A 20,481-nucleotide genomic window follows, 5' to 3' on the forward strand; every position below is an offset into this window, starting at 1 on the left:
TGTGCCGAGTTTCGATCTCGCATGGCGATGTAACTTATGCGATCAGCCCGTACTGCCGTGCCTTGTTGCGCAAGAACGGCAGACCGTTGCCCATTACAACCGCTTCACTCTCGGCCACCGGACGCCACACGCTGAGGCCAAACGCCAGACGCGGATCCATGTTGATGAAGCTCTCCATCGCGAGCCCGCCCTTGAAGCCGATCGCGGCCAGCGTTGCGAACGTCTCATCCCAATTGCAATTGCCCTCGCCTGGGGTGCCGCGATCAGACTCGGAGAGGTGGATATATTTGAGGTAATCGCGGGCGACGATAATACCGTTGCCCATACCTTTCTCCTCTATGTTCATGTGATAGGTATCAAGGTGCACGAACATATTGTCGGCGCCGACTCTCTCGATTAGTGCCACCGCCTGAGCCGCGGTGTTGATGATGTGGTTCTCGTAGCGGTTCACGGCTTCAACACCGAGTTCGATGCCGCGAGACTTGGCTTGCGCGGCGGCGGACGTCATCACTTTCGCAATGTTATCAAGTTCGTCCTGCGTAGGTGGCACGCCAGTACGCTCGCCGATGCCGCCATAGATTACGCCGCATAGCGCCTGGGCTCCGATGTCGGCCGTCTTGTCGATAGCCACCTTGAGAAAGTCAATCGCCTCCTGTGGGTGGCGCGATGCCCACGCATATTCGGGCAACCCTAGCGAGCACACCGCCTGCATGCCATTTGCCGCCAGCAGCTTGCGGGTGTGATCGGCATCGCAAGAAAATGGATCGGCCAGCGAAATTTCAATGAAATCGAGATCGTATTTTTTCACCGCCGCTACAGTGTGCTCGGCGCCCTCTACGGACCAACCACTCGTCCACATGCTCGTATGAACGCCAAAACCCTTCATCGTGTTATCCTCATGAAATTGAGCTGCCCGGCAGCCCACCGCAAGATCATGACGCCGATCAGCATGATGCCCCAAATGGCTGTGGCCAGGTGCTGGCTGGCGCCCAAGAGATTCAGTCCCGAAGAAAGCAACTGCAAAACGATGAGGGCTAGGAAGACCGAAACGACCTTGCCGAAGCCGCCAAACGGATTCACCCCGCCCAAAAAGCAGGCAAGCACCGTAATCAGCACATAGGACTCGCCATGGCCGACACGGACGGAATTGAATCGTGCCATCATGATAATGCCGGCCAACGCACACATGGCGCCAGACAGCGCGTAGATCAGAATGATCACGCGTCGCGTCGAGATGCCGGAATAGCGCGTCGCCTCGATGTTGGAGCCGACCATATAGTTTGAAAAGCCAAGCCTGGTTCGGGTCATCAAAACATGCCAGACGATGACTGCGCCGAGCAGTATCAGCAGCGGGACAGGAATGCCGACGATGCTGCCGTGGCCCAGGGGCTGGATGAATTCGGGAAAGCCCGAAATATCGGCGCCGCGGGTCAGAAACTCGCCAAGGCCGCGCAGGAAAATCATCACCGAGAGCGAAACGAGGATGGGGTGCGCGCCGGTATAGGCTATCACCGGGCCCATGACCAAGCCGCTTGCCGTGCCAACGCCGACCGCAAGAACGGAACCGAGTAGAAAGGCATAGATGCTTGCGTCCGGTCCTCCGTTGGCCTGAAGAACCCAGGCGAGCGTGAGGCCACAGAGATTGGCCGTGAACGTCACGGCGAGATTGATGCCGCCCGAGATGATCGGCATCAACATCGCGAGCGTAAGCAGTCCAAGTTCAGGCAACTGGAAGGCCACCGATTCAAAGGTAGCTTTGGACAGGAATCGCGGCGAGAGAGATCCGAAGAATGCAATCACCAAAATCAATGCCAGCAAAAGTCCGATATTCTCGGCGCCCAACGTGCCGGCAAGACGGCGCAAGAATCCGTGCCGTAGCGCTCCAGTTTCGAGCACGCGCTGCGTCATGTACCCATCCTCTGCCGCAAGCCCGCGAGGATATGCCCGAGCGGCGCGTTGGACAGCGTGATGGCAATCAAGATGATCGCCCCGACGATCATCTTGAAAGCATAGGGAGAGATGCCGAGGAGGTTCAGCCCGTTTTGCGTCACCGACACAAGAAACACGCCAAGGATGCAACCGAGCACGGTGCCGCGCCCGCCACCCAGCCTGGCACCGCCAAGGACAACAGCTGCCAGCACGTCCAGCTCGCGCCCCACCAATGCGTTGGGCACGATTTCCTGGGAATAGTGCACCTGCACAAGTCCCGCGATCCCGGCCATCAAACCAAGCCAGCCGAAGGCAATGAAGTGCATCGCCGCGATGTTGATACCGAGGCGACGGGCGCCCTCCGGGTTATCGCCAAAAGCGTATAGCTGCCGTCCCGTGGTGGTATACCGGATAAGCCCCCAGGTGGCGGCGACGCAGACCGCCATGATCGCAACCGGCAGTGTTAGCTCGGCCCAATTGCCATTCGCCTGTTGGAACTCGAAAAGCACAGTGCGATGCGTCCACCATGCAGGCAGATTGTAGATCGATACACCGTGCGTGAAGAACATCAGAAGGCCGAAAAAAATATTGAAGGTGGCGATGGTGACAACGATTGAAATGATCTGGAAATAGTAGATGAGGCCGGCGTTCACCGCACCCAGGGCGATCCCGACAATTGCCGCCAAGGTGAGGCCGATGAACCAATCACCACCTCCCATTTGGGCTAGAGCCAGCGCCACAACGTATTGAACCACTGACGCGGCCACAGCGAAGGAGATGTCGATGCCCCCAGCGATCAACACCACCAGCAGCCCAACCGCGAAGATCAGATTTGTCGAGCTTGTGTTGAGCAGATTGAAGAGATTGGCAATGGTGAAGAATTTGTCGCTCGCAACGGAGAGACCTGCGCTCATGATGAGAAGAACCACAACGAGCCATGTCTCGGTGGGATGAGCCCGGAAGAGCTTGCCGCGGTTACGCATAGACGGCAGCTTCCAGGTCGCCGAGCGGGATGGCGTGCGGATCGTATTCGGCGACTATCTTGCCCGCAGCCATATGAAGGATACGATCGGCGTTGAAATAGACCTCCGGCACTTCATCGGATATCAGCAGAATCGCCAGGCCTTCGGCAGCGAGCTTGGCGACAATCTCGAAGATGCCGGCCCGCGCGCCAACGTCCACCCCCACGGTTGGCGAATCAAGAATGATCAGTTTCAGGCCGACCGCCAGCCATTTGGCGATGGCCACCCTTTGCTGGTTGCCGCCCGAGAGCGTGGAAATCGCATCGGTCTGCCGCCCGACTTTTATCGCCAATTCCTCGATCCAATGATTGACGAGCGCGTCCTTCTTCTCCGAGGAGATCAGCCCTCGATCAAGGATCTTGTCGAGCACCGGGATAACGGCGTTGTCGGCGATGGACTGAGCTTGTATGAGACCAAGGGACAAGCGGTCTTCGGAGAGATATCCAATACCCGCGCGGATTGCGTCGCGGTTGGAGTTCAGATGAAGAACCGTCCCGTTGAGTGCGATGCTGCCGCGGTCTGGGCGCAGCATGCCGAAAATAGAAAGCGCGAGTTCTGTGCGACCGGCGCCGAGTAGCCCGGTCAGGCCAAGCGTTTCACCTCGCCGTATTGTCAGCGAAACGTCGTCATAGTCGCCTGCGCGGGTCAATCGATCGATCTTCAACACGACGGGTGATCCACTAAGGTTTCTCGTGCTCACGGTTTGGTCGAACGTCTTGCCGGTCATCAGTTCGGTGAGGCGTGATTGGGTCATTCCGGCGGTCGGGAACACCCCAACGACCTTACCGTCGCGCAGAACGGTGACGCGACTTGAGATCTCCAGAACTTCCGCAAGGCGATGGCTGACGAAGACGATGGCCATGCCTTCATTCGAGAGTGTTCGAACGATCGCGAGCAACCGGTCTGTTTCCGATTGAGTAAGCGACGATGTGGGCTCGTCCATGAAAATAACCTTCGCATCGCCGGCGAGCGCCCGGGCGATGGCGACGATCTGACGTTGGGCGATTGCAAAGCTACGCAGAGGCGCGTCGACATCGAGGTCGGCGCCAAGCCGCGCCAACAGCCCTCGCGCCACCTCGCGAATGCGCGAATGATCGACGAGCCGAGGCATGTTGCCGAGGACAGTTCTGATCCCGATATTTTCCGCGACTGTCATTTCAGGAAACAGTGCGAGGTCCTGCCAGATGACTTCCACCCCGGCGCTGCGCGCCGCAGCCGGCGACATGATGTCGACAGACTTTCCGGCGATCGACATGTTTGCGCCGGCTAGCGGCTGACAAACGCCGGTGATTACCTTGATCAGGGTGCTCTTGCCGCTGCCGTTCTCACCGGCGATGCATTGCACTTCACCCGGGAGAACCTCGAAGGCGACATCCTGGAGGGCTCTAACGCCACCAAATGTGACGCTTATGTTGCTAAACGACAGAACCGATGGGAGGTCCTGCGTCGTAGACGCGACGAGGTTCACGGCGGGCCCTTCTGAAATGACTAGGATGGGGCGTGCCGGGATTGATTTGCCACCCCGGCACGCCAGCCATGGTCCGCCATCTAAAGCCCTAGGGCTGCAAGACCATCGACCGTTTCGACCGTGATAGGCTGCACAGCGTCCACGATGATGGTGCCGGTTTTGAAGTCAGGGTGAACGACACCCAGACCTTCGATCGTCATGCCGTCGGTAATTTCACCGCCGCCCGCCAGAAAATCAGCCATCGTTACGAATACTTTGCCCGCTTCCAGAGGATTCCACATATAGCCGCCGTCAATAATGCCGGATTTGAGCATTGCGCTGCCTTGGCTAGGCGAGAATGAACCGACAAGAACCACCTTGTCACCAAGCTTCTGCTCCTCGATCGCGCGTCCGGCGCCGATCGGTCCCTGACTGCCGAACGTCAGGAAGCCGCCGAGGTCAGGATTGGCGGCAAGCACATCCAGAGCCGTCTTTCGGCTGTCATCGGCGCTCTCGGCGACGCCATATCTGTCGCCAACCATCTGCATGTCGGGAAAGTTCTTCTTCAGGTAGGCGATTGCAGCATCGGCCCAGGCATTGTGTGCGGGCACAGTAAGAGAACCTACGTACACAACGTACTTGCCTTTGCCGCCCATTTTCTCGGCAAATAGCTTGGCATGGGCCTCACCGAAACCAACGGCCGAGACCATTTCGAAGTCCCAATCAGCGTTCACCTGGTCTGGCGATTCATGGGTTATGACCTTGATGCCCGTGTCGCGCGCCTTTTTTAGAACCGGCTCGAGAACGTTTGCATCATTCGGCACGACGCCAATTACGCTGACGCCCTGAGCTATCAGGTCTTCGATCGCGCGGACCTGAAGTGCCGGGTCGGCGCTGGTCGGCCCGACCATGAAGCCGTCGTCGCCAAGCTCTTTCGACTTTTCCTTTATTCCCGTTTCCATGGCATTGAACCAGGGAATGCCGCCGATCTTCACGACAACTCCAACCTTGACGTCCTTTGCCAGCGCAGCATTCATTGTGGCGACCGAAAGGGCTGCGCCGAACGCTGCCGCGAGTATAGTTTTTGCTAACATTTAATTCCTCCCTGATTGACGAGTTTTTCAGTTGCCTATTGCCCATGTCGGCTTTGTTTGGCCCACCCCTTTGTGCCCGACGGCATTGACGCACTCGGCGCCGCATTCCTCCCAGAACGCGCCATAAAAGACTTTGAATGCCGGCCGGTCAAGGTGCTAAATAGATTTAGCAAGGCGGTCACGCCACCAGCGTCTAAAAACATTTCTCGATTGATGTAAACGATCCGCCCTTCGCACTCAGGCTGCACCCGTAGAACGACATGCGATCGCCCGCGAGCCTTGGGTGGAGGCGGTGCTACCCAGATCCGAGGTGCTGATGAACGGAGTTGAACTTCTGCAACGATGTCTCGTGACAAAGAATTGCTAGTGGTCGATGCTCGATTTGGATGCCGAATCCCAATCTTCTTGGGCGCCGTCATGCTCTCCGGTTCGCCCAAAGCTGGTCGGTACGGTCACCAGCGGAAAGTGGTCTATCGAATAATTCTCGAGAAGCGAAAATCCTTCAGCAATCATCACCTCGACATTCTGTCGGACCATGGTCACATCGAAGGGCAAATGCGCCGCGAATGGATCCCAGTCGAAGCTTCCGACAACAACCCGTCCAAGCTCACTTGAGGCTAGCGTCGAAGTGAACCGCAATGTTCCTTCAAGAGCGGTCACGCCGTTGACGAACATACCTGAGGGCAGATGCCCAAGCTGAGCGTATCGTGCAGCGAGAGACCGAGCAGCGTTGGTCGGTGCGTATCCGCAGCAGTCAATCGTGCCCGGGCCCGTAACAATCCCATGCGCTGCCAGCGCATCGTGAAAACCCAGCAAACGGCTACGTGTTGCGTCATCATCGCTGACCCCGCCAAAGAAGAAGAGATCTTCGGTGGAGCCCCCTCGTTCTTTCAATTTCTGAACAATGATCTCTGTGAGCGCCTTGGCGCCCCCGTAGTTGTCAGAAACAACTGAGGGAGCCCGGCGGCCTGGCAGATCGATGTTGATGCACCGGACGCCCGCTGCCCGGCACAGATCATTCAGCGGATCGGGGTCACGAACGCCCGCAAGGAAGAGAAATTCCACCTGCTGAGCCAGCAGGGTTTCCGTCACACTCAACTCGTTATCAGGATTGCGATGGGTGCTGACGACGATCGGGCACAAGCGGTGGACGCGGGATTCCGCTTCAAAGGCTTCGGCCAATCCGGCGAAGAAGCGATTGCGGTAATGTGGCAAGATCATTCCAGCGAGTCCGGATCGGGAAAGCCGCAATCCTCGTGCCTTGAGGTTGACAGCATAGCCAAGCCGCTCAGCCCAATCGAGGATGGTCGCTGCGGTTTCCGCCTTGATCCGGTGCTGTTGCCACGAGCCATTGAGGACGAGACTGACGGCGGTCGGGGACGACTTTGCCGCCACCGCGATATCATAAATCGTTGACTTGCGTCGGACAGACTTTCTCGCCATTGGTGACGCTCCCGCTGGGAGATGCAGTAGACGCTAGTGCGGGGTCAAGGCAACATCTCTAAATTGCGTCAAACGGTTTGGAGGAGCGACCCCACGGAAGGACGCGGCGTCTCGTGCCTCCGGTCCGGTCTCCCTGATTGTCTCGATCGTTGCAATGACAGCGCCAGGGAAATCGGCAGATTTGGGATTTTCCCTGAAGCTTCGTTCAGCGTCACTGGAGACACCAACCCCAGTGTTTCGGCTTTGGTCTCCCCGATGATCAATCACCTTGCAAAGGTCGACGAGAAGTTTCGATCAGTTTGGAGCCCACCGTTGGCGATGGTCGGGCGCACGCGTCACGATCGAGTCCTCCGTTTCAATAGCGGGAAGATGAAAGCTTTGGGTTTCTGAGTCTCTATCTGGCCCCAAAAGGGTGCTGCCGGATGCGCCTCGTCTCCGGGCGTTGTTTGCGTACTTGGCCGAGGTGCCCTTGCTTGGCAAGTTCCTTCCGCGACAAGGGTCTGCTCGACAGCATTTTCGTCGCTATTGCCAATGCGGAGCCCCGGAGGATCAAAACCGGTTAGCAGCATGATGCCGACGGTTCAGAGCAAGCGACTCAGATTCCCGATTTGCTCAGAGTCTCCCAGCCTATGGCTCTCCGTGCAGCGGGCCTTGAGCGTCTGGCTCGACCTTTTTGAAAGCTCGCCTCCAATCGCTGGACGAGTTTGGCGGCAAGGCTAGTCGTCTCCATCGGTGTTATGATCGATGCCAGGGAGGCCGCCTGGACCATGGCGTGAACTCATTGCCGTATGCTGGCAGTGCAAGGCAATGAACTGACTGCACAACATGTAGGTGCATTCGTGGATCAAATTTCCAGATAGCCAAACAGCGCGCGTATCTCGATTAGGTGGCAAGGAGTTGCGAAAGCTATGTTCGCAGTTTGAGAATCGTCCGATATGCCGCACAACGATGCCGGCAAGACGAGCCGAGGATGATCTGACGCAATGTTCAGATCCAAGAAGGACGGTTACCTGTGGCCCAGAAAGGAATCACACTAAAGGACGTTGCCGCAGCGGCTAAGGTGTCGCGCGCCACGGCCGCCCGGGCGCTCAACAGCTATGGTTACGTTGGCGACGAGACGGCGCTCCGCGTGGTTGAGGCAGCCGAAAGGCTGGGCTATCGGGCCAACCTCGTCGCGCAGGCGCTGCGCAGCGGACAATTGCCGATCATAGGCTTCGTGCCCGGCGATATCCAGAATCCGTTCTTCGCCCGAATCGCGCACGACATAGAGGTGGAACTGCGCAAGCACCGCCACAATCTTCTGATTGCCAGCAGCGAGGAGAATGTAGAACAGGAGAAAGAACTGCTTGAGAGCCTTCGCTCGCTCAGCATTCGCGGCTTCATCCTTGCCCCAACGTCTGCAACCGACAGCCACCATATCGTGCAACTGGCCCGCGAAGGCGCACCGATCGTGCTCATCGACCGCGTGGTAAAGGACCTGCAATGCGACAGCGTCGTCGTCGACAACGAGGGCGGGGCACGCGAGGCAGTGGACTATCTGGTTGGCAACGGTCACCACCGGATCGGTCTTTTGCGCGACGAGTCACGCATCTTTACGGCACAGGAACGCTTGGCTGGCTACCAAAACTCGCTCCACTCGCATGGGATCGCAATCGATGAAGCGCTCATCGGCGTATCGCGCTCGACCGTCGAGCACGCCATCGAAGCCACGATCCGCCTGTTCAGCCGGCGCAATCGCCCGACCGCACTGTTCACGGTGGACAGCCTCATGACGCAAGGCGCGCTTCTTGGCCTGCGTTCAATGGGGCTCTCGATTCCGCATGATGTGTCGGTGGTTGGCTTCGATGACTTCAACCTCGCCACGTTCACCGATCCGCAGATAACGGTCGTGGCGCAACCCATCTCCGAGATCGGACCGCTCGCCGCCAGATACCTGCTGGAGCGGCTTGCCGGCAAAAAGGTTGCACCGCGCCGTACCCGATTTCAGACCCGCTTGATCGTACGCGGATCGGTTGCCCGGCGCGCTGTGCGCTAAAGAGCAAACCCCTCGATTTCGGAGAATTTCGTCTAAAGGACTTGCCATTGGCGAAATTGCGTGCCCATTATTGCTTGTGAGATCGATCTCACATCGGGAAAACGAGCTAGACGGCCCACCGACGCCTAAGGCGGGCTAGAGGCCTGTAACATGCGAAATACAAGGAAAACGTCATGCTGAACTTCGATAGGGACCGCTTCGTGAAGATCCAAAGCGGGGCCGTCGCCGTCGCAGGTGAGGTTCGCTCACTGATGCGCACACTGCTGGCAGATGGCGTCGAGCGGCTGTTTTTCATGGGCACCGGCGGCGTGCAGCTTCTAACCTTGCCCGCGATCGAGTTGGCGCAGCGCTGTTCCACCTTCCCGGTGAGCGGTGCCTATCCGGCGCAGGTCGTGATCGATCCGCCCGCCGGTCTCGACAGCAAGGCCGTGGTGGTCATCCCGTCCTTGTCGGGCACGACCAAGGAAGGCGTCGAGCTCATGGCCTTTCTGAAAAAACGTGGTGTGCGCACGATTTCGCTCACCGGCCATTCGGATACGCCAATCGCACGGGAGGCTGACCACAATTTCACGAACTTCGCCGAAGACGACACCTCGTCGGAATCCTTCTACCTGCAGACGCTGCTGATCGTCCTGGCCCTGCTGGAAGAGCGCGGCGAATATGATGATTTTGATGGCACTGTCGCCGAACTCAAACTGCTGCCGGATCTGCTTGCCGACGCCAAGGCTGCCTTTGAGGACAGGGCGGCCGAACTGGCCCAGACAATCAAGGACGATACCTATCACATCTTCACCGGCGCCGGCTCGGTGTGGCCCGAGGCACACTATTACGGCATGTGCATCCTCGAAGAGATGCAGTGGATTCGCACCCGCCCGGTGCACGCCGCCGACTTCTTCCACGGTACGCTCGAGTTGGTCGAGCCGGGCGTCAGCGTTTTCGTGTTCAAGGGCGAAGATGCCCTTCGGCCACTGGCCGACCGGGTCGAGAACTTCGCCAAGCGCTACACGGACCGCGTTCGCACGCTGGACGCGGCCTCGGTCAAGTTGCCGGGCATCTCCGCAAAGGTCCGCGGCATGATCTCGCCGGTTCTGCTCGCCACCTTGCTCGAGCGGCTGAGCGCCCATCTCGAGGTGCTGCGCAACCACCCGCTGACCACCCGTCGCTACTACAAACGCGTGGAATATTGATCCCCTCTTACCTCTGAAGGAGCTATCCATGAAACGTTCGCTGCAAGTCGTGGCGGTCACGGTGGCCGCGGTATCATCATTGGGGTTGTCGATAAGCGGCAGTTCCGCCGCTTCGCCGGCTGTCACGGCCGACCCAAACGCCAAGGTGGAATACACCGGCACGCTTTCGGTCCTGACCAAGTTCGGGCTGCAACAGCTGTCGCCCTATTTCGTCAACCTGGCACAGGCCTATGAGAAGCTCCATCCGGATGTGAAGGTCGAACTTATCCAGGAGAGCGACGACAGCGTGAAGGGCAAGACCAAGACGCTGGTCGCTTCCAACTCGCTGCCCGATATCTATTTCTCCTGGACAGGCAGTTGGGGTGGCAATTTCGTGCGCGGCAATCGCGCCGTTGATCTCACGCCCGTCATTGCTGCCGATACCGAGTGGGGCAAGTCGCTGTCTCCAGCCGCCGTCAAGGCGTTCCAGTACAACGGCAAGTTCTATGGCATTCCGCTTTACCAGGATGCCAAGTTCATGGGCTACAACAAGCAGATCTTCGCCAAGCTCAGCCTCAAGGCACCCGCCACTTTCGAGGACTTGCTGACCAGCTGCGACGCCATCCGCAAATCCGGCGTGACACCGATCTCCTTCGGCAACAAGGAGGCTTGGCCGGCGATCCACTTTGCAGGCCAGCTGCTCGCCTACAACGTGCCGCAGGCAACGCTGGAACGCGACTTCGATCCGGCCACCGCCCAATACAGCGATCCAGGCTATGTCGCAGCACTCAAGCAGTTCAGCCAGCTTGTCGAGCGCTGCACCGATGGCGCCGGCGTCAACGGCACATCCTATGCCTCGGCTCTCCAGGCCTTCACCAACGCCCAGTCGGCCATGTACTACCAGGAAATCATCGAGTTCGATCAGGCCGCCACGCCGGAGTCGGCGTTAAAGCCCGCCGATTTCGGATTCTTCCGGCTGCCGGTGCCCGCCGGCGCCAAGGGTGACGCCAAGTCGATCGAGGGCGCGCCGGAGGGCTACATGATCAATGCGGCATCGAAGAACATCCCGCTGGCGATCGATTTCATGAAGTTCGTGACCTCGAAGGAAAATGCGCAGGTCTTGTCTGCGCCACCCTATGGCCAGCCGAGCGCCACCATCGGCGGCGCCTCGGAATCGAACATGAGCGCGGCTGTGGTCGATGGCCTCAAGGATATCAACGCCGCCTCATACCTCATGCCCTGGCTGGATACGGCCAACCCACCGCGCGTCGCCGCCGTCTGGCTGTCCAGCCTGCAGGCGCTGGCGGGCGGCTCGATGACGCCCGAGCAAGTGATGGACGAGGTGCGCAAAGCCGCATCCGCGGCCAAATAAAGCAGGCGAGCATGGCAAGGGCCTCGGACACAGTGGACAGCGGCGCCGACATCGGCGTCGCCAGGCCGCAACGGCCAAAGAGCCGGCGGGCCTGCTTCGCCAACCTGTTGTCGTTGCGATGGGCGGCGATCGCGCTCATCCTCATCGGCTGGTTCGTCTATTATCCGATCGTCGACAATTTCATCGTCAGCACCACCGACCAGGACATCTACACCGGCGAGGTCACCAATGTCGGCCTCGCCAACTACGACCGGCTGCTGCATGACCCGGTCGTGCTGCTGGCGCTGTGGAACAACTGCCTCTACGCTCTCATCTCCGTCATCTTCCAGGTCTTCGGCGCGTTCCTGCTGGCGGCCATTATCGAGGACCTGAAAAGCGAAAGCTGGCGCCGGCTGTGGCGCGCCGTCTATTTCGTGCCGTCGGCAATCTCGATCACGGTGACCGGCCTGCTGTTTTATTTCATCTACCAGCCGCAGATCGGCTTGCTGGATGCCGCGCTCAGCCGTGTTGGACTGAGCCAGCTCGTCATGCCTTGGCTCGGCAATGAGCACACCGCCATCTATGCCATCATCGCCATGAGCCAATGGCAGGGTTTTGGCTATTCGACGCTGCTGTTCGCCATCGCCATCCAGAAGATCCCGCGCGACCTCTACGATGCCGCAACGATCGACGGCGCGGGTCCTCTTCGCCGCCTGTGGAGCATCACCTTTCCGCTGACCCGGGAAATGACGGGGTTGATGATCATCGTCACCATCGCGGGCGCGTTCCAGGTGTTCAACGAGGTCATGGTGATGACCGCAGGCGGGCCCAACAACAGCAGCCAGGTGCTGGGCACGTGGCTCTACCAGAAGGCCTTCATCGAGGACAATTTCGGCTATGGCGCGGCGATCGCCGCCGTCATCTTCATGTTGACCATGCTCACAGGTGCGGCACAGCTCTGGTACACCAAGCGCCGCCGGGTGCAGCTATGAGTGCGATGGTCGCAGCCGGTCGCAGCCGGCACGTCAATGTGTGGTCGGTCATCGCCAGGACGTTGCTCTATTCGTTCCTGGTCTGCCTTGGTGTCGTCGTCATCTATCCGCTGATCTGGATGGCGCTGAGCGGCTTCAAGGACAATGCGCAGATCTTCGGCGATCCCTTCGCCCTGCCCACCCATTGGTCGTGGAACAATTACGTGCAAGCGTGGAACCAGGGCGTGCGTGGCTACGTGACAGTCTCGGTGCTGGTGACCGTCGCTTCGGCCATATGCACCGTGCTCATCAGCGCCTGGACGGCTTTCGGCCTGACCCGCACCAAGATGCCGGCAAAGCCGCTGGTTATCGCCATCGTTCTGGGCGGCTTGATGCTGAGCCCCACGGTGGCGATCATTCCACTGGTGAAGATGTTGCAGGCGCTCGGTCTCTACAACACCTACTGGGCGCTGATCATTCTCTACACGGCGTTCCGTGTGCCGTTCACCACCTTCCTCATCCGCGCCTACATGCTGGATCTGCCTGAAGACATCGACGAGGCGGCGACGATGGATGGCGCCAGCGAGGGTCAGATCTTCTGGCGCATCACCTTGCCGCTGTGCCGGCCGATCATCATTTCCTGCGTCATCCTGCACGTCCTGTTCGCCTGGAACGAATATCTCTTCGCCATGATCTTCACGAGCGGCTCGGATGTGCAGACGCTGCCGGTCGGACTGACGTCGATCATGGCAACCCACGGGACCAACTATGCCGTGGTGTTCGCGGCCATGACGATCTCGGCGCTGCCTATCGTGATCGTGTTCTTTGGCGCGCAACGCTACTTCATCCGTGGCTTGGCCGAAGGCATCGGCAAATAACAATTCCCGAAAGGAGCCTTCATGCCGCAGCTCGCTGCTCATCAGCTGATCGGAGCCAATTTCAGCTTCCAGCACTTCCCCTTCGATGAGGTCGCCAGGACGATCCGAGGCTTTGGCCTGCGCGAGATCGAGCTGTGGGGGATTGCCCAGCATCTGGACCTGTTCCACGCCACGGACGCACGTGTCGAATCCGTTCGCCGGGTACTCGCCGACAACGAGCTGTCGGCCTGGTGCTTTACGCCTGAGCAGGTGTTGTATCCAATCAACATTGCCTCCGGCGACGCCGCACTGCGCCAGGACAGCATCGAGCGGTTTTGGCGTGCAGCCGACATCTGCGCGGCGCTTGGCGCCCGCTATCTCTTCCTGACGCCCGGCCGGGGCTACGAGAGCGAACCCCGGCAACCGGCATGGGACCGCGCGGTCGGTTCGATCGGCGAGATCGCCCGGCGCGCCGCCGCAAACGGGGTGCGCTGCCTGCTCGAGCCGTTGCAGCGGTTCGAGAGCAACCTCGTCAATAATGCGGCAGGCCTGAGCCAAATGCTGGATGAGGTGGGCGCCGGCAATATCGATATCGTGCTCGACACTGTCGCCATGGCCACGGCCGGCGACACCGTGGCCGGCTATGTCGACCTGTTCGGCTCGCGGCTGGCGCATGTTCATCTGGTCGACGGCACGCCAGGCGGGCATCTGGTGTGGGGGGAGGGCACGCTGCCGCTCGACCACTATGTCAGCGAACTCGCGCGCCTCGGCTATGCCGGTAAGTTCACCTTCGAGCCGTTCGGCAACGGCTCCTACGCGCTCGATCCGGTAAAAGCCTGGACACGCTGCCTTGGCGCCATCGCGCCGTATATCGATCGCGCAACGGTGCCGGCATGAGGTCGAAAAAGCTTATCGCGGTCGGGGACAATTGCCTTGATGCCTATTTGACCAACAACTTGATGACGGTGGGCGGCAATGCCTTGAATGTCGCGGCGCAATGGCGGCGCAACGGCTGGTCCGCGCGCTATTTCGGCGCCGTCGGGAACGATCCCGAAGGCGACGTGGTGCTTGCCGAACTGCAAGGTGCCGGCCTATCTCCGGACGACGTCGAACGGCTTCCCGGCGATACGGCCGTCACCTTGCTGCGCGATGAATCCGGCGACCGGAAGTTCCTGCACGAATCCTTCGGTGTGGGCGAAAACTACATGCCGGCGCCCGCGCATTATGCGGTCATCGCCGCGGCCGACTGGGTGCATCTCGGCACCAACGCCAACAAGCACCTTGTTCAACGATTGGTGGCGGACCATGTGCCGTTCAGCATCGATCTATCGACCGCCCATATGGCGCTGCCGCTCGACGGTGTCCCGCTTTTGTTTGCGTCCGGACCGGACGATGTCGATGTTCCCATCGAGCCATCGCTGGGCGCGCTCAGGGCGGCCGGCGCAAGGCAGGTAGTTTTGACCTGTGGTCGACGCGGCTCCTACTTCGACGATGGCACGAATGTCGTGCATGCGCCGGCGACGCTTGTCGATGTCGTGGATACGTGTGGCGCCGGCGACAGTTTCATTGCCACTTTCCTCGCCGGCTTCCATTTCGGCGGCCTCGGCGCCCTGGAGGCATTGCACAGGGCGTCGATCGCGGCGGCGCAGACCTGCACCCATCTTGGCGGGTTTCCCCAGAGACCGCGTCCGATACCCGATTGGCTGCCAGCCAAATATGCCAGCTTCATTGTCGATGCGCAGGGAGCCCAAGCGTGAGTACAGTTCGTTTGCGGCAGCCTGCGGTCGCGCTTGCATCTGACCGGTCGTTTTGGCTGCAGGACATTGCCGCCGCCCCTGCGACCGAGCCATTGCGAGGCGACGAGCGCGCCGACGTGGTGATCGTCGGTGGCGGCTATACCGGTCTGTGGACGGCGCTGCGGATCCTTGAACTTGCGCCGCAAACGCGGGTGGTGATCCTTGAAGCCGATCTGTGCGGATCGGGGGCCTCGGGGCGCAACGGCGGTCAGGTCCATTCATGGTTCGCCGAAATCGACCAGATCAGTGCGGTCGTCGGTCTCGAGGAAGCGCGCCTGCTGTGCGCCGACACGGTGGCATCGATCGCGGAGCTGAAGACGCTGCAGCAAAACGGCACCATAGACATGGACCTGAGGCTGGACGGATGGTTGTGGACAGCAAGCTCCATTGCGCAGGAAGGCGCCTGGGAGACCGCCGTGGCCTTGACGGCGGTTGTTGGAGAAAACCGTTTCAGCCCGCTGACAGCCGAGGACATTCAACGCCGCACCGGTTCATCGGCCTCCTATGTCGGCGTCGTCGAGACCACTGCCGGCACGGTCCATCCCGCCAAACTTGCCATCGGATTGCGCAAGCTGGCACTGGCACGCGGCGTCATCATCCATGAGCGCAGCCCGGTCCTCGCCATCGAACCCGGCATGACATGCACGGTGCGCACGGCGCATGGCGCGGTACGGGCTGACAAAATCGTGCTTGCCGCCAACGCCTGGCTTTCCGCGCTGCCGGAACTGCGGCGACATCTTTATGTCGTCGGCAGCGAGGTGATTGCCACTGCCGCCGTTCCCGAACTGCTCGACAGCATCGGTTGGCGCGACGGTGCCTCGATCTGCGATTCCCAGGCCCAGGTGCTCTACTACCAGCGCACCATCGGGGGCAGGGTGGTCTTCGGTCGTGGCAGCGGCAACGTCGCCTTCAGTGGAAATTTCGGCGCCAGCTTCAACCGCAGCCCGGAGCACGGCCGCGACAATATGCGAGAGCTGCATCGGGTCTACCCGTCGCTGCGCGGTGTGGCGATCGAATATGACTGGTCGGGGCCGATCGACTGCGTGCCTGAACACGTTCCTGTCTTCGACCACCTGCGCGATCATCCCAATATCTTCTACGGCATGGGATTTAACGGCACCGGCATCGCGCAGACGCCGATAGCCGGACGCATTCTGGCGAGCCTGGTGCTCGAGCGAAAGGATCGCTGGAGCGAAAGCGGTCTGGTCGGCATCGAGCGGCGCATGTCGCTGCCGCCCGAGCCTTTGCGTTATCTCGGCGCCAGACTTGTCCGCGCCGCGGTGCGCCGCAAGAACGAGGCCGAGATCCGCAACCGCAAGGCCGGCAGGATCAGCAGTCTTTTGGCGGCCCTGAAGCCAGGCAGGCGCAAGAAGTAGCCGGGCATCTGGCTCATCGTCACGCTCTTCAAACCATGAGCCGGCACGTGCCGTCCCGATGACGGTGGACGCGGCATTGCGATCAGGGTGTTTGCTGGGTTGATCGACGTACATTCTTAAAGCGGAGTGCGTCGACCTTGTTCTAACGTATTCATGTGGGCCGTACCGCCGCCAGGCCTATGCTTGGCGCACTTGTGGCTTTCCATCCGAGGGCGGGCCAACGGATCCGCGTGCAATGATGGCGGTCGGCAAAACGAGCCTTTCCGCCGGGCGGGAATCTCCCTTCAATCGCCGGATGAGCAATTCCGCGACGCTCTTGCCAAGCGCGTAGACGGGCTGGTCGATAACGGTGATGGGCGGCGTGGTGACGCTCGTCCAGTCCGCATCATGGAAAGTGATGAGCGAAATGTCGTCGGGAACCCGCAGGCCGCGCTCGCGGGTCACCTTGAAGATCTCCAGCGCAATGACGCTGTCGGAGGCGAGGATCGCCGTCGGCCGATCCGGCGCCGACAGCATCTCGCCGGCAACCCTGCGCGTTTCGGTGGGGCTTGTCGCGCCAAGGCGAACAAAGCGTTCTGGCCGATCAAGTCCGGCCTCTCGGCACACGGTGAGGAAACCGTCGATGCGCTCACGGACCGACGAGGTGTAGATCTGCCCGAGATCGCGGTACTCGTGCCCTTCGGCGTCGACCGCGGTCACATAGGCGATGTTGCGGTGGCCGGCATCGGCTAGAAAGCGGGTCGCCAGCATGGCGATGCCGCGATCGTCGGTCGTGACCGTATCGACATCCAGATCTGCCAGCGCCCTATCCAGCAGGGCAAGCGGTCGGCCCGAGCGGTGGATATCGCGCAGGTGCGCGATGTCGCGCGATTCCGACGGCGTGACGATCAGCCCGTCGACGCGCTTGCCGATGAGCAGTTTCACGGCCGCCTTTTCCGCCTCGATCTTCTCGCCGGAATTGGCCAGGATGACGTTGAACCCGGCTGCCTTTGCCGCGTCGCTGATGCCGCGTACCGCGAGGCTGAAGAACGGGTTCTCGATGTCGCCGACAACCACGCCGATGATGCCGGAGCGGCCGGTCGTCATGCTGCGGGCGAGCTCGTTCGCACGATAGTCCAAGGCCTTGGCCGCGGCCATGACTTCCGCGCGGATCATGTCGCTGACGACGCCGTATCCGCCGAGCACGCGCGCGGCTGTCGCTTTCGAAACGTTGGCCGCGCGGGCGACGTCGCTGACCGTTATCGACGGGGTCTTGGGGGCGGTTCTTTTCATCGGATGACGACTACAAGAGTTGTTGACGGGAGGTCAACGTGGCGATAACGATTAACAAAGAGACCGGTCTCACGCAATATGAGACCGGTCTCTTTAAAAGGAGTGGAGCCGAGAGGCGTGACGGACCGTAATCTCGTCAAGGGCATGTCGGGGCGCCAGATGGCGGCTCGACGGAATACCAAGAAGAACAGACCTTCAGAGTGGAGAAAGACATGAGCAGCAAAGAAATTCTCAAGTCGTTGATGTGCCCGGTCAGAACCGGCGCAATGGCTCTTATGGCGATGTGCGTCGGCGCCGCGCTGGTTTCAGGAGCGGCCGCCGCGGATGACAATCCCTATGGCCTCATTGATGCGAAGGTCATCAGCGTCGGAACCATGGGCGATGCCAAACCCTACGCTTTCACCCAGGCCGATGGGTCGTTCACCGGCTTCGACATCGAATTGTTCCGCAACGTGGCGAGCCGCCTTGGATTCAAGCCCGACCAGGTGATCTTCACCGGCCAGGAATTCTCGGCGCTTATGCCTTCGGTTGCAAACGAGCGCTTCGATGTCGCGGTCGCGGCAATCGGCACGACGGAAGCACGCAAGAAGACCGTCGACTTTTCCGACGGGTATATCGCAGGCTATCTCTCCGTGCTTACCGCCGACAAGTCGATCACGTCGGCGGACGGGCTCAAGGGCAAACGTCTCGGCGTCGTGCAAGGCACGCTCCAGGAAATCTACGCGGCGAAGAATTTTGTCGGAACCGATCTCGTCAAATTCCCCGACAACAACTCCGCCGTTTCAGCACTTAACAATGGAACAGTGGATGCCCATTTCCTCGATTACGAGGCCGCCAAGGACTATGGCGTTCGCTATGCGAACCTGAAGATCGCGGTCAATATTCCTTCCTTTGACGCGCCGGCCGGCTTCGTCCTGCGCAAGGGCAACGACAAGCTCCGCAATGCGCTGAACACCGCCCTTCACGAGGCCATGCAGGACGGCACCTGGAAAACGCTTTATGAAAAGTGGTTCCCCGGCTCGCCGATGCCCGACCAGTATCTTCCCAAGAAGTAGACCGTACCCGGCCGCTGGCTCTCATGCCGGCGGCCGGATTACGCCGCCGTCCTTGATGCGGACGATGTGAATAGCGCAACCGAAAGGGGGGCAAATGAACTGGCTCGAAAACCTGCGGCGCAGTTTCCTCGACTGGCAGGCCATGGCGGACGTGCTGCCCAGCATGATCACCATCGGATTGAAGAACACGTTGATCCTCGCCGCCGCGTCGACGGTGCTGGGTGTCATTCTCGGCATGATCCTGGCGGTCATGGGCATCTCGCAATCGCGCTGGCTGCGCATTCCGGCGCGGGTCTACACGGATATATTCCGTGGGCTGCCGGCGATCGTCACCATCCTGCTGATAGGCCAGGGCTTTGCCCGCATCGGCCGTGAAATCTTCGGCCCTTCGCCCTTTCCGCTCGGCATTCTTGCGCTGAGCCTGATCGCCGGCGCCTATATCGGCGAAATATTCCGCTCGGGCATCCAGAGCGTCGAGCGCGGGCAGATGGAGGCCTGCAGGGCGCTCAGCATGAGCTACGGCCAAGGCATGCGCCTGATCGTGATCCCGCAAGGCATCCGCCGCGTCTTGCCGGCCCTCGTCAACCAGTTCATCGGCAACGTCAAGGATTCAAGCCTTGTCTACTTCCTCGGTCTGCTCGCCTCGGAGCGCGAGATCTTCCGTGTCGGTCAGGACCAGGCAGTGGTCACCGGAAACCTCTCGCCATTGCTTCTGGCCGGCGTGTTCTATCTCGTCATCACCGTGCCGTTGACCCATGTGGTCAACTACATCGACAACTCGCTGCGGGTCGGAAAGCAAAAGGCCGGCCTCGTCATCAGCGGCCTGGCCGAAGTGAGCGAACTGGAGGGCGCCACCGGCAGTGCACCTTCGGAGGCCGGCTCTGATGCCCGCTCAGCGCTGCCCCGCTTCAAGGGCGGCAGTCTCGCCATCACCGATCTCGACATGGCCTATGGCGACCTCGATGTTCTCAAAGGCGTCAGCATGGCAGTCAAGCCTGGCACGGTCACATGCGTGATCGGCCCATCAGGTTCGGGCAAGTCGACCCTGCTGCGCTGCCTCAACCGCCTGGTCGAGCCCAAGGGCGGTGAGGTGTTGCTCGATGGTGCGAGCATCCTGGCGATGAAGCCTGAAAAACTGCGCCGGCGTGTCGGGATGGTTTTCCAGCAGTTCAATCTGTTTCCCGACCACACCGCGCTCGAAAACGTCATGCTGTCGCTGACCAAGGTAAAGGGGCTCCCTGTACAGGAAGCTGAGCGCATCGCCGAGGCGCGCCTTGCCGACGTCGGGCTTGCGACCCGCAAACACCACCGTCCAGGGAGCCTTTCCGGTGGCCAGCAGCAGCGTGTGGCAATCGCTCGTGCATTGGCGATGGACCCGGAGGTCATCTTGTTCGATGAGGTAACAAGCGCACTCGATCCCGAACTGGTGAAGGGCGTGCTCAACCTCATGGCGGATCTCGGCCGGCGCGGCATGACAATGGTCGTGGTGACACATGAAATGGGCTTCGCCCGCAAGGTCGCCGATCAGGTCGTCTTCATGGATGAAGGCCGCATCATCGAGGCCGGCACGCCTGCAGCGATTTTCGACACGCCGAAAAGCCCACGTCTGAAGCACTTCCTTGCCGAAGTGCTTTGATCACGCATGAGCCCTTCAAGACGGCCGCCCA

General features: G+C 60.4%; 17 protein-coding genes. 10 read left to right on the forward strand and 7 right to left on the reverse strand.

All coding sequences use genetic code 11. The features are described from left to right. Positions 1-34: 34 nt before the first annotated feature. From NKJ80_RS17145 to NKJ80_RS17170, 6 genes are all read right to left on the reverse strand, one after another. A complete protein-coding gene (locus NKJ80_RS17145) occupies positions 35-886 on the reverse strand; it encodes a sugar phosphate isomerase/epimerase family protein (RefSeq protein ID WP_023704358.1) in 852 nt (283 codons plus the stop codon). Continuing rightward, a complete protein-coding gene (locus NKJ80_RS17150; protein ID WP_023667740.1) occupies positions 883-1,908 on the reverse strand; it encodes an ABC transporter permease in 1,026 nt (341 codons plus the stop codon). The genes NKJ80_RS17145 and NKJ80_RS17150 overlap by 4 nt, the downstream gene beginning before the upstream one ends. Further along, entirely contained in the window at positions 1,905-2,912 is a 1,008-nt protein-coding gene (locus NKJ80_RS17155) for an ABC transporter permease (RefSeq protein WP_023681803.1), read from the reverse strand. The genes NKJ80_RS17150 and NKJ80_RS17155 overlap by 4 nt, the downstream gene beginning before the upstream one ends. After that, positions 2,905-4,419 (reverse strand): sugar ABC transporter ATP-binding protein, encoded by a 1,515-nt coding sequence (locus NKJ80_RS17160; protein WP_023704356.1) that lies wholly within the window; start codon positions 4,417-4,419, stop codon positions 2,905-2,907. Before NKJ80_RS17160 ends, NKJ80_RS17155 begins: the two co-directional genes overlap by 8 nt. 80 nt (positions 4,420-4,499) lie before the next feature. After that, the gene (locus NKJ80_RS17165; RefSeq protein WP_023704355.1) at positions 4,500-5,492 is read right to left on the reverse strand and encodes a substrate-binding domain-containing protein; all 993 of its coding nucleotides are present in this window, start codon (positions 5,490-5,492) and stop codon (positions 4,500-4,502) included. Between the two features lie 363 nt (positions 5,493-5,855). Then, a complete protein-coding gene (locus tag NKJ80_RS17170) occupies positions 5,856-6,935 on the reverse strand; it encodes a substrate-binding domain-containing protein (protein ID WP_023692318.1) in 1,080 nt (359 codons plus the stop codon). A 1,012-nt stretch (positions 6,936-7,947) separates the two neighbouring features. On the opposite strand from NKJ80_RS17170, the gene NKJ80_RS17175 reads away from it, so the two are divergent. The 8 genes from NKJ80_RS17175 (at position 7,948) to NKJ80_RS17210 (ending at position 16,487) form a co-directional block, all read left to right on the forward strand. Continuing rightward, complete coding sequence (locus NKJ80_RS17175; RefSeq protein ID WP_023753931.1) at positions 7,948-8,970, forward strand: LacI family DNA-binding transcriptional regulator; 1,023 nt, start codon at positions 7,948-7,950, stop codon at positions 8,968-8,970. Positions 8,971-9,143: 173 nt separating this feature from the next. Then, positions 9,144-10,157, forward strand: a complete 1,014-nt coding sequence (locus NKJ80_RS17180; protein WP_023729125.1) for an SIS domain-containing protein — start codon at positions 9,144-9,146, stop codon at positions 10,155-10,157. 28 nt (positions 10,158-10,185) lie between these two features. Then, complete coding sequence (locus tag NKJ80_RS17185) at positions 10,186-11,508, forward strand: ABC transporter substrate-binding protein (RefSeq protein WP_023686870.1); 1,323 nt, start codon at positions 10,186-10,188, stop codon at positions 11,506-11,508. An 11-nt stretch (positions 11,509-11,519) separates the two neighbouring features. Then, positions 11,520-12,479 (forward strand): carbohydrate ABC transporter permease, encoded by a 960-nt coding sequence (locus NKJ80_RS17190; protein WP_352498003.1) that lies wholly within the window; start codon positions 11,520-11,522, stop codon positions 12,477-12,479. After that, the gene (locus tag NKJ80_RS17195; RefSeq protein ID WP_023686871.1) at positions 12,476-13,336 is read left to right on the forward strand and encodes a carbohydrate ABC transporter permease; all 861 of its coding nucleotides are present in this window, start codon (positions 12,476-12,478) and stop codon (positions 13,334-13,336) included. Before NKJ80_RS17190 ends, NKJ80_RS17195 begins: the two co-directional genes overlap by 4 nt. 21 nt (positions 13,337-13,357) lie before the next feature. Further along, positions 13,358-14,212, forward strand: coding sequence for a sugar phosphate isomerase/epimerase family protein (locus NKJ80_RS17200; RefSeq protein ID WP_352498004.1), 855 nt, complete (start codon positions 13,358-13,360; stop codon positions 14,210-14,212). Next, positions 14,209-15,072, forward strand: a complete 864-nt coding sequence (locus NKJ80_RS17205) for a PfkB family carbohydrate kinase (RefSeq protein WP_352498005.1) — start codon at positions 14,209-14,211, stop codon at positions 15,070-15,072. Before NKJ80_RS17200 ends, NKJ80_RS17205 begins: the two co-directional genes overlap by 4 nt. Next, positions 15,069-16,487 (forward strand): NAD(P)/FAD-dependent oxidoreductase, encoded by a 1,419-nt coding sequence (locus NKJ80_RS17210; protein ID WP_031243865.1) that lies wholly within the window; start codon positions 15,069-15,071, stop codon positions 16,485-16,487. The genes NKJ80_RS17205 and NKJ80_RS17210 overlap by 4 nt, the downstream gene beginning before the upstream one ends. A gap of 177 nt (positions 16,488-16,664) precedes the next feature. Here the strand turns inward: NKJ80_RS17210 and NKJ80_RS17215 are convergent, their stop codons facing one another. After that, positions 16,665-17,759: a LacI family DNA-binding transcriptional regulator gene (locus NKJ80_RS17215; RefSeq protein ID WP_023667753.1), complete on the reverse strand. Its 1,095-nt coding sequence runs from the start codon at positions 17,757-17,759 to the stop codon at positions 16,665-16,667. A gap of 212 nt (positions 17,760-17,971) precedes the next feature. Between NKJ80_RS17215 and NKJ80_RS17220 the strand changes: the two genes are divergently transcribed. Beyond that, entirely contained in the window at positions 17,972-18,814 is an 843-nt protein-coding gene (locus tag NKJ80_RS17220) for an ABC transporter substrate-binding protein (protein WP_023823606.1), read from the forward strand. A gap of 94 nt (positions 18,815-18,908) precedes the next feature. Continuing rightward, the gene (locus NKJ80_RS17225) at positions 18,909-20,450 is read left to right on the forward strand and encodes an amino acid ABC transporter permease/ATP-binding protein (RefSeq protein ID WP_023820869.1); all 1,542 of its coding nucleotides are present in this window, start codon (positions 18,909-18,911) and stop codon (positions 20,448-20,450) included. Positions 20,451-20,481 lie beyond the last annotated feature (31 nt).

The organism is Mesorhizobium sp. M0030, from assembly GCF_040323695.1.
Taxonomy (GTDB): domain Bacteria; phylum Pseudomonadota; class Alphaproteobacteria; order Rhizobiales; family Rhizobiaceae; genus Mesorhizobium.

What these genes read in the sequence shown, in the direction of transcription:
- NKJ80_RS17190 (WP_352498003.1), top strand. Translation starts at nt 11,520, where the DNA reads ATGGCAAGGGCCTCGGACACAGTGGACAGCGGCGCCGACATCGGCGTC.
- NKJ80_RS17155 (WP_023681803.1), bottom strand. Translation starts at nt 2,912, where the DNA reads ATGCGTAACCGCGGCAAGCTCTTCCGGGCTCATCCCACCGAGACATGG.
- NKJ80_RS17205 (WP_352498005.1), top strand. Translation starts at nt 14,209, where the DNA reads ATGAGGTCGAAAAAGCTTATCGCGGTCGGGGACAATTGCCTTGATGCC.
- NKJ80_RS17225 (WP_023820869.1), top strand. Translation starts at nt 18,909, where the DNA reads ATGAACTGGCTCGAAAACCTGCGGCGCAGTTTCCTCGACTGGCAGGCC.
- NKJ80_RS17185 (WP_023686870.1), top strand. Translation starts at nt 10,186, where the DNA reads ATGAAACGTTCGCTGCAAGTCGTGGCGGTCACGGTGGCCGCGGTATCA.
- NKJ80_RS17165 (WP_023704355.1), bottom strand. Translation starts at nt 5,492, where the DNA reads ATGTTAGCAAAAACTATACTCGCGGCAGCGTTCGGCGCAGCCCTTTCG.
- NKJ80_RS17195 (WP_023686871.1), top strand. Translation starts at nt 12,476, where the DNA reads ATGAGTGCGATGGTCGCAGCCGGTCGCAGCCGGCACGTCAATGTGTGG.
- NKJ80_RS17150 (WP_023667740.1), bottom strand. Translation starts at nt 1,908, where the DNA reads ATGACGCAGCGCGTGCTCGAAACTGGAGCGCTACGGCACGGATTCTTG.
- NKJ80_RS17145 (WP_023704358.1), bottom strand. Translation starts at nt 886, where the DNA reads ATGAAGGGTTTTGGCGTTCATACGAGCATGTGGACGAGTGGTTGGTCC.
- NKJ80_RS17220 (WP_023823606.1), top strand. Translation starts at nt 17,972, where the DNA reads ATGAGCAGCAAAGAAATTCTCAAGTCGTTGATGTGCCCGGTCAGAACC.
- NKJ80_RS17215 (WP_023667753.1), bottom strand. Translation starts at nt 17,759, where the DNA reads ATGAAAAGAACCGCCCCCAAGACCCCGTCGATAACGGTCAGCGACGTC.
- NKJ80_RS17200 (WP_352498004.1), top strand. Translation starts at nt 13,358, where the DNA reads ATGCCGCAGCTCGCTGCTCATCAGCTGATCGGAGCCAATTTCAGCTTC.
- NKJ80_RS17170 (WP_023692318.1), bottom strand. Translation starts at nt 6,935, where the DNA reads ATGGCGAGAAAGTCTGTCCGACGCAAGTCAACGATTTATGATATCGCG.
- NKJ80_RS17180 (WP_023729125.1), top strand. Translation starts at nt 9,144, where the DNA reads ATGCTGAACTTCGATAGGGACCGCTTCGTGAAGATCCAAAGCGGGGCC.